Below are 6,512 nucleotides of genomic sequence, written 5' to 3' on the forward strand. Positions count from 1 at the left end.
GAGGTAGATGAGGTCGGGGGTGTGGGCGAGGTGGCCGAAGCGGTGTTCGGCGAGGGCGGCGAGGGTGGCGTCGTTGCCGGTGAGGTGGGGGCCGGTGGGTCGTGGGGGCGGGGGGAGGAGGTCGGTGAAGGGGACGTGGGTCCAGCCGAGTGGGGGTGAGGTGAGGACGGTGTGGGTGGCGGGGTCGATGAGGGCGGGGATGGCGATGCCGGTGCCGAGGAGGGTGCGGTCGGCGAGGGCGGGGTGGGTGAGGGCCTGGTGGATGAGGTGGGCGGTGGCCTGGGCGGTGTGGGCGGGTGTGGTGGTGCGGGTGTCGTAGTCGGTGTGGAGGGTGAGGAGTTCGCCGCCGGTGGGGTCGAGGGCGCAGGCGGCGAGGTAGTCGGCGTTGACTTCGATGCCCAGGACGGCGCGGCGGGTGGGGTCGGGGCCGAGGAGGAGGGCGGGGCGGCCTGCGGTGGGGGTGTGGTGTGGGCCGTGCTGGGTGATGAGGCCAGCGGTGGTGAGTTCGTCGACGAGGCTGGAGACGGTGGATTTGGTGAGGCCGCTGGCGGTGGCGAGGTGGGCGCGGGAGCAGGGGGCGTGGGTGCGCAGGGTGCGCAGGATGAGGCCGAGGTTGGCGGCGCGGATGGTGTGTTTGGTGGTGGGGCGGTCGGTGGTGGTCACGGGTCCATTGTGGGGGTGGTGTGCGGGGGGGGGGGGCATTGACGCGGGGTTTGTTCGGTGACCAGACTAATGGGGTCGTCGTTGGTCGTTCCCCTTTTGGAGGGTCTGTGATGGACGTGTACCGCCCCCGTGCCGAGGACCGGTTCAGTTTCGGGCTGTGGACGGTGGGCTGGCAGGGGGTGAACACGTTCGGGTCGGCGGTGCGCGGGCCGCTGGACCCGGTGCGTGCGGTCCACCGGCTGGCGGAGCTGGGGGCGTGGGGGGTGACCTTCCACGATGAGGACCTGGTTCCGGCGGGGACCGGGGCGGCCGAGCGGGAGCGGATCATCGGCCGGTTCCGTGCGGCGCTGGAGGAGACGGGGGTGGTGGTGCCGATGGCCACCACGAACCTGTTCACCGACCCGGTTTTCCGGGACGGGGGGTTCACGTCGAACAGCCGGCGGGTGCGGCGGCTGGCGCTGCGCAAGGCGGCGGCCAACATCGATCTGGCGGCGGAGCTGGGTGCGCGCACGTACGTGTGCTGGGGCGGCCAGGACGGGGCCGAGTCGGAGGCGGGCAAGGACGGGCGTGCGGCGCTGGAGAGGCTGAAGGAGGCCTTCGACCTGCTGTGCGGCTATATCCGGGAGCGGGGGTATGACCTGCGGCTGGCGGTGGAGCCCAAGCCGAACGAGCCGCGGGGGGATGTGCTGCTGCCGACGGTGGGGCATGCGCTGGCGTTCATCGGGGAGCTGGAGCACCCGGAGATGGTGGGTGTGAACCCGGAGGTGGGCCATGAGGAGATGGCGGGGCTGAACATGGTGCACGGGGTGGCGCAGGCCCTGTGGCACGGCAAGCTGTTCCACATCGACCTGAACGGGCAGCGGGGGGTGAAGTTCGACCAGGACCTGCGGTTCGGCGGCGGTGATCTGCGGGAGGCGTTCTTCCTGGTGGACCTGTTGGAGCGGGAGGGGTACTCCGGTCCGCGGCACTTCGACTTCAAGCCGCCGCGGACCGAGGACGACGAGGGGGTGTGGGTGTCGGCGCAGGCGTGCATGCGCAACTACCTGATCCTGCGGGAGAAGGCGGCGGCGTTCCGGGCGGATCCGGAGGTGGCCGAGGCGTTGGAGGCCTCCCGGGTGGGTGAGCTGGCGGAGCCGACGCTGGGTGAGGGGGAGCCGCTGAAGGCGCTGCTGGCCGAGGTGGACCCGGACGTGGAGGAGCTGCGGGAGCGGGGGTACGGGTTCGAGCGGCTGGACCAGCTGGCGACCGAGCACCTGCTGGGTGTGCGGGGGTAGCCGCGCGGCGCCGCACGGTTCGGCCCCGGGTCCCGGTGTGCGGGGGCCCGGGGCCTTTCGTTGTGCGGGGCGGGGGTGGCGGGGTCAGGCCTGGGCGTCGGCGAGGCGGCCCTGGATCATCAGGTCCATGACCTTCATGAAGCGGTCGGTGCGGTGGCGGCCGAGGACAAAGGGGTTGGGGGCGTCGGGGTCGTCGCGGATGTCCTGCATGCGCTGGAGGCCGTGGTCGTTGGGGTGGTTGGAGAGTTCGATGTCGGCTCCGGCGGTGTGCATGCGGTGGCGGAAGGCGGCGATGGAGTCGAGGTAGGTGCGCAGTTCGCCGGGGGTGGTGGGCGGGTTGGTGCCGCCCCAGAGCATGGCGGTGCGGGGGCGGTCGCGGTCGCGGGTGCCGAAGAGGGCGGAGATGGTGCCGGGGGTGTGGCCGGGGGTGTGGTGCAGGGTGATGGTGGCCGAGCCCATGTCGAGGCGGTGGCCGTCGGTGGTCTCGATGTCGCGCCGGGGGGCGTGTTCGTGGCCGTCGGCTTCGACGAGGTCCCAGTCGGTGGGGGACATCAGGACGCGGGCGCCGTGGCGGTCGGCGAGGTACTGGGCGCCGCCGAAGTGGTCGTAGTGGCCGTGGGTGATGACGATGTGGGTGATGTCGGCGGGGTCGGCGCCGAGGGCGCGCAGGCCGGGTTCGATGGTGGTGCGGGCGTCGTCGGGGCTTTCGAGGGCGTCGAAGAGGACGATGCCGCGGTCGGTGGTCAGGGCCATGGCGTGGACGAAGCCGACGCTGAGGACGGCGAGGTCGTCGGTGATGCGGGTGGGCGGGGGCGGGGGGATGGGGGCGGGGTGGAGGGCGTTGGCGAGGGCCGGGTGGACGGGGTCGTCGGCGGCGAGGCGGCGGGCGCGGTCGTAGTAGGGGGTGCCGGGGGTGGTGGAGGCGTGGGCGGCTGTGGCGGCCGTTGCGGGCAGGGCGGTTGCGGTGAGGGCGCCGAGGGCGATGCGGCCGAGGGTGCGGCGGGTGAGGTCGCCGGTGGGCAAGGCGGGTTCTCCTGTTCGTGTTGCGGGTGTGGGGCCCGTGTTGCGTGTGTTCACGGAGTGTGATGCGGGGCGGGGGCGGTGGGTTCGGTCGGATGATGGGGTGTTGCGAGGGGGTGGTGCCCCGCTCGGGGTTCCCGGCCGGGCGGCGGGGCGCCGGGGTGTGGGGCGGTGGCGAGGAGAGGCCGGCGGCCCGTGCGGCAGCGCTGTCGGCCGTGGGGCGTGTGCGTGGTCAGCGTGATGGGCGGCGACGGAGTGAGCGGGGCGGTTCCCCGGCCCTGCCGCCCGGGTGGCAGGCCGCTCGCCGTCCGGGTGGGCGGTGCGGGGGCGCCCACGCCCCCCGGTTCCCGTCCGCGCTGAGTGCCGTTTCCCCCGAGATCACGGCGGAGAGGGCCTCCCAGGTGGTACATACCGGGCATAACAGACAACGGGAGAGGGGGCGGGCATCCTGCGTCGTGAAATCGACGCTTTCAGGCAGATCAGGCGTCGATATCACGACCCGATCCGCCACCCACGCCCCCTTCGGCGATGATCTCGACGAAGGTGCTGCCATTCCGGCGGTTTTGACAGCACTCCTGTCGAGATCATCGCGGAGTAGGGGCGCACCGGGGCGGCGGCCGCCACGAACGCGGGAGACCCACGCGCCCGCCCGGTCGCCACCTGGACCGCGAGCGGCCAGACGGACGGCAGACAGAGCCGGGGAACCGCCGAGTTCTGGCCGTCGCCGCCCTCCACGGCGGCCACCCACACGCGCCGCACCCGACAGCGCTGCCGCACGGGCCGCCTCCCCCTCGCCGTCATCAACCATGTGCCCAGGCGGCATGCCACCCGGCCGGGACCGCAGCCGGGTGCCCGGGGGCGGCTCAGTCCAGTGGGGGGTCGTCGTCGGCGGTGTCGCCGAGGCTGACCAGGAGGGTGCGCAGGGTGCTAGCGAGGTCGTCGCGCTGGTCGGGGGTGAGGGCGGACAGCAGGCGGTGCTCGTTGTCGAGGTGGGCGGCCACGGCGCGGTCGATGAGGTCGCGGCCCTGGGGGGTGAGGGCGACGATGACGGTGCGGCGGTTGTCGGGGTCGGTGCGGCGGGTGATGTGGCCCTTGGCTTCGAGCCGGTCGAGGCGGTTGGTGACGGCGCCGGAGGTGACCATGGTGGCGCGGGCGAGGGCTCCGGCGGTCATGCCTTCGGGGGCGGCGGCGCGGCGGAGGGTGGCCAGGACGTCGAATTCGCCGCGTTCGAGGCCGTAGCGGGTGAAGACGGTCTTGAGGCGGGTCTCCGCGATGCGGGTGAGGCGGGTGAGGCGGCCGAGGACGCCCATGGGGGCGGGGTCGAGGTCGGGGCGTGCGTGGGCCCATTGGTGCAGGATGCGGTCGACGGCGTCGCGCACGGCCGGTTCCTCTCAACGTTGAAGGGTTTGACGGCACGGTACCAGTCGGCCTACATTTCTCAATACTAAACAGTTCAATGTTGAGAGGTCGACTGTGCCCTCCCCCCGACCGCCCGACACCCCCGCCGCCCGGGCGGGCCTGACCGCGCTCACCGCGGCCGTCCCCGCCGCCTGGGGCACCACCTACCTGGTCACCACCGAGCTCCTGCCCCCCGGGCAGCCCCTGGCCTCCGGCGTGCTGCGCGCCCTGCCGGCCGGCCTCGTCCTGCTCGCGGCCACCCGCACCCTGCCGCGCGGCCACTGGGCCTGGCGCGCCCTGGCCCTGGGCACCCTCAACATCGGGGCGCTGTTCGCCCTGCTGTTCGCCGCCGCCTACCGGCTGCCCGGCGGCGTGGCCGCGACCCTGACCGCCGTGCAGCCGCTGGCCGCCGTCGCCCTGGCCTTCGCCCTGCTCGGGGAGCGCCCCACCGCCTGGCGGCTGGGGTGGGCCCTGGCCGGGATCGCGGGGGTCGCCCTGGTGGTGGGCGCCGGGCCGGTCCCCTTCGACCCCGTCGGCGTCGCCGCCGGGATCGGCGCGGCGGTGTGCCTGGCCGCCGGGATCGTGCTCACCAAGCGGTGGGGGCGGCCCGAGGGGGTGGGGCCGACCGCCTTCGCCGCATGGCAGCTGACCGCCGGGGGGCTGGTGCTGCTGCCGCTGGCCCTGGCCGTGGAGGGGGTGCCCTCGGGGCTGGCCGAGCCGCGCGCCGTGGCGGGGTACCTGTGGCTGGGCGTTGTGGGCGCCGGGCTCAGCTACCCGCTGTGGTTCAACGGCATCGGCCGCCTGCCCGTGGTGGCGGTGTCCTTCCTTCCGCTGCTGTCCCCGGTGGTGGCCGCGGCGCTGGGGGGCCTGCTGCTCGGCGAGGAGCTGTCCGGCAGCCAGGGCGCCGGGTTCGCCCTGGCGCTGGCGGCCGTGGCCGCCGCCCAGCTCGACCCCCGGCTGCGGCCCCGCCGCGGCGCACCCGAACTCCCGTCCGAACCCGACCACCGAGCGGCCGCACGGCCCGAACGAGGAGGAGCACCCAGATGACCCGCACCGTGCTGATCACCGGAGCCACCGGGACCGTGTCCACCGCCCTGATGGGGCACCTGAAGGGCGCCGATGTGCGCATCCGCGCGCTGGTGCGCGACCCCGCAAAGGCGGATGCGGCCCGCGCCGCCGGGGCCGAGGTCGTGGCGGGGGACCTGGGGCGCCCGTCAACGCTGGGCCCGGCCTTCGAGGGGGTGCAGGACGTGTGGCTGCTGGTGCCCAACGGGCCGCGGGCGCCCGAGCACAGCATGAACGCGATGTGGGCGGCCCGCAGCGCGGGGGCCGGGCGGGTGGTGCGCCTGTCGGCGGTGGGCGCCGCCCACGACGCGCCCACCCGCAGCGGGCGGCTGCACGCCCTGTCGGACGCCGAGGCGCAGCGCTCGGGGCTGGAGTGGACGCTGCTGCGGCCCATGTGGTTCATGGACAACCTGCTGGGCGAGGCGGCCGAGGTGCGCGCCACCGGCGGGTTCGGCATGGACATGGGGCAGGGGCGGCTGGGGATGGTGGCCGCCGACGATGTGGCGGCCTGTGCGGCGCGGGTGCTGGCCGATGGGCCCGGCGTGCACGGGGGCCGCGCCTACACCCTGACCGGTCCGGAGTCGCTGGGGCTGGCCGAGGCGGCCGAGCGGATGGGGGAGGCGCTGGGGCGGCCGGTGGCCTACCGGCCCGTGTCCACGGCCGACAAGCGCGCGGCCCTGCTGGCGGTGGGGGCCGACGAGTGGATCGCGGACATGGTGGGCGAGTACTCGGCCGCCTTCGCCCGGGGGTGGGGCGACTTCACCACGCCGGACGCCGGGGAGCTGCTGGGGCGGCCCCCGCAGGGCGTGGCCGACTTCGCGCGCGCGAACGCGGCGGCGTTCGGCGGGTGAGGCGCCCGTGCCCGGCACGCCCGGTGGGGTCGGCCGCCGCACCGGGCACGGGCGCCTGCGGGCACCCGGTCTGCGCCACGGCCGCCGCGTCGGGATCGCCGACAGGGTCGGCAGAGGTCGGCGTCGGCCGCGATACCCAGCGCAACCGGATCCGGACCGACGACGGCCGCCGGGCCCCGGCCCGGAAGCGTCGTTTCTCCCGAGATCAACGCGGAGCGCACCTGCCTATCCGCGCGGGCTC

6 protein-coding genes are annotated in these 6,512 nt (G+C 74.7%); 3 read left to right on the forward strand and 3 right to left on the reverse strand.

The genetic code is table 11. From position 1 onward, the window contains the following. On the reverse strand, positions 1–663 hold a 663-nt coding region (locus tag O4J56_RS31640; RefSeq protein WP_270690895.1), incomplete at its 3' end, for an ROK family transcriptional regulator. 110 nt (positions 664–773) lie between these two features. On the opposite strand from O4J56_RS31640, the gene xylA reads away from it, so the two are divergent. Continuing rightward, positions 774–1,937, forward strand: a complete 1,164-nt coding sequence (gene xylA / locus O4J56_RS31645; protein ID WP_270690896.1) for a xylose isomerase — start codon at positions 774–776, stop codon at positions 1,935–1,937. A gap of 84 nt (positions 1,938–2,021) precedes the next feature. On the opposite strand, the gene O4J56_RS31650 is transcribed toward xylA, so the two are convergent. Next, positions 2,022–2,960, reverse strand: a complete 939-nt coding sequence (locus O4J56_RS31650; RefSeq protein ID WP_270690897.1) for an MBL fold metallo-hydrolase — start codon at positions 2,958–2,960, stop codon at positions 2,022–2,024. Between the two features lie 860 nt (positions 2,961–3,820). Further along, positions 3,821–4,336, reverse strand: coding sequence for a MarR family winged helix-turn-helix transcriptional regulator (locus tag O4J56_RS31655; RefSeq protein WP_270690898.1), 516 nt, complete (start codon positions 4,334–4,336; stop codon positions 3,821–3,823). A 94-nt stretch (positions 4,337–4,430) separates the two neighbouring features. On the opposite strand from O4J56_RS31655, the gene O4J56_RS31660 reads away from it, so the two are divergent. Both O4J56_RS31660 and O4J56_RS31665 read left to right on the forward strand, forming a co-directional pair. Further along, entirely contained in the window at positions 4,431–5,402 is a 972-nt protein-coding gene (locus O4J56_RS31660) for an EamA family transporter (protein ID WP_270690899.1), read from the forward strand. Further along, on the forward strand, positions 5,399–6,271 hold the full coding sequence (locus O4J56_RS31665; protein ID WP_270690900.1) for an NAD(P)H-binding protein: 873 nt from the start codon (positions 5,399–5,401) through the stop codon (positions 6,269–6,271). Before O4J56_RS31660 ends, O4J56_RS31665 begins: the two co-directional genes overlap by 4 nt. Positions 6,272–6,512: the final 241 nt, after the last annotated feature.

This window comes from Nocardiopsis endophytica (assembly GCF_027706725.1).
GTDB classification, from domain to species: Bacteria; Actinomycetota; Actinomycetes; order Streptosporangiales; family Streptosporangiaceae; genus Nocardiopsis_A; species Nocardiopsis_A endophytica.

Bases quoted from the DNA above. Each gene is read 5' to 3' on its own strand.
- xylA (WP_270690896.1), top strand. From the start codon at position 774: ATGGACGTGTACCGCCCCCGTGCCGAGGACCGGTTCAGTTTCGGGCTG.
- O4J56_RS31665 (WP_270690900.1), top strand. From the start codon at position 5,399: ATGACCCGCACCGTGCTGATCACCGGAGCCACCGGGACCGTGTCCACC.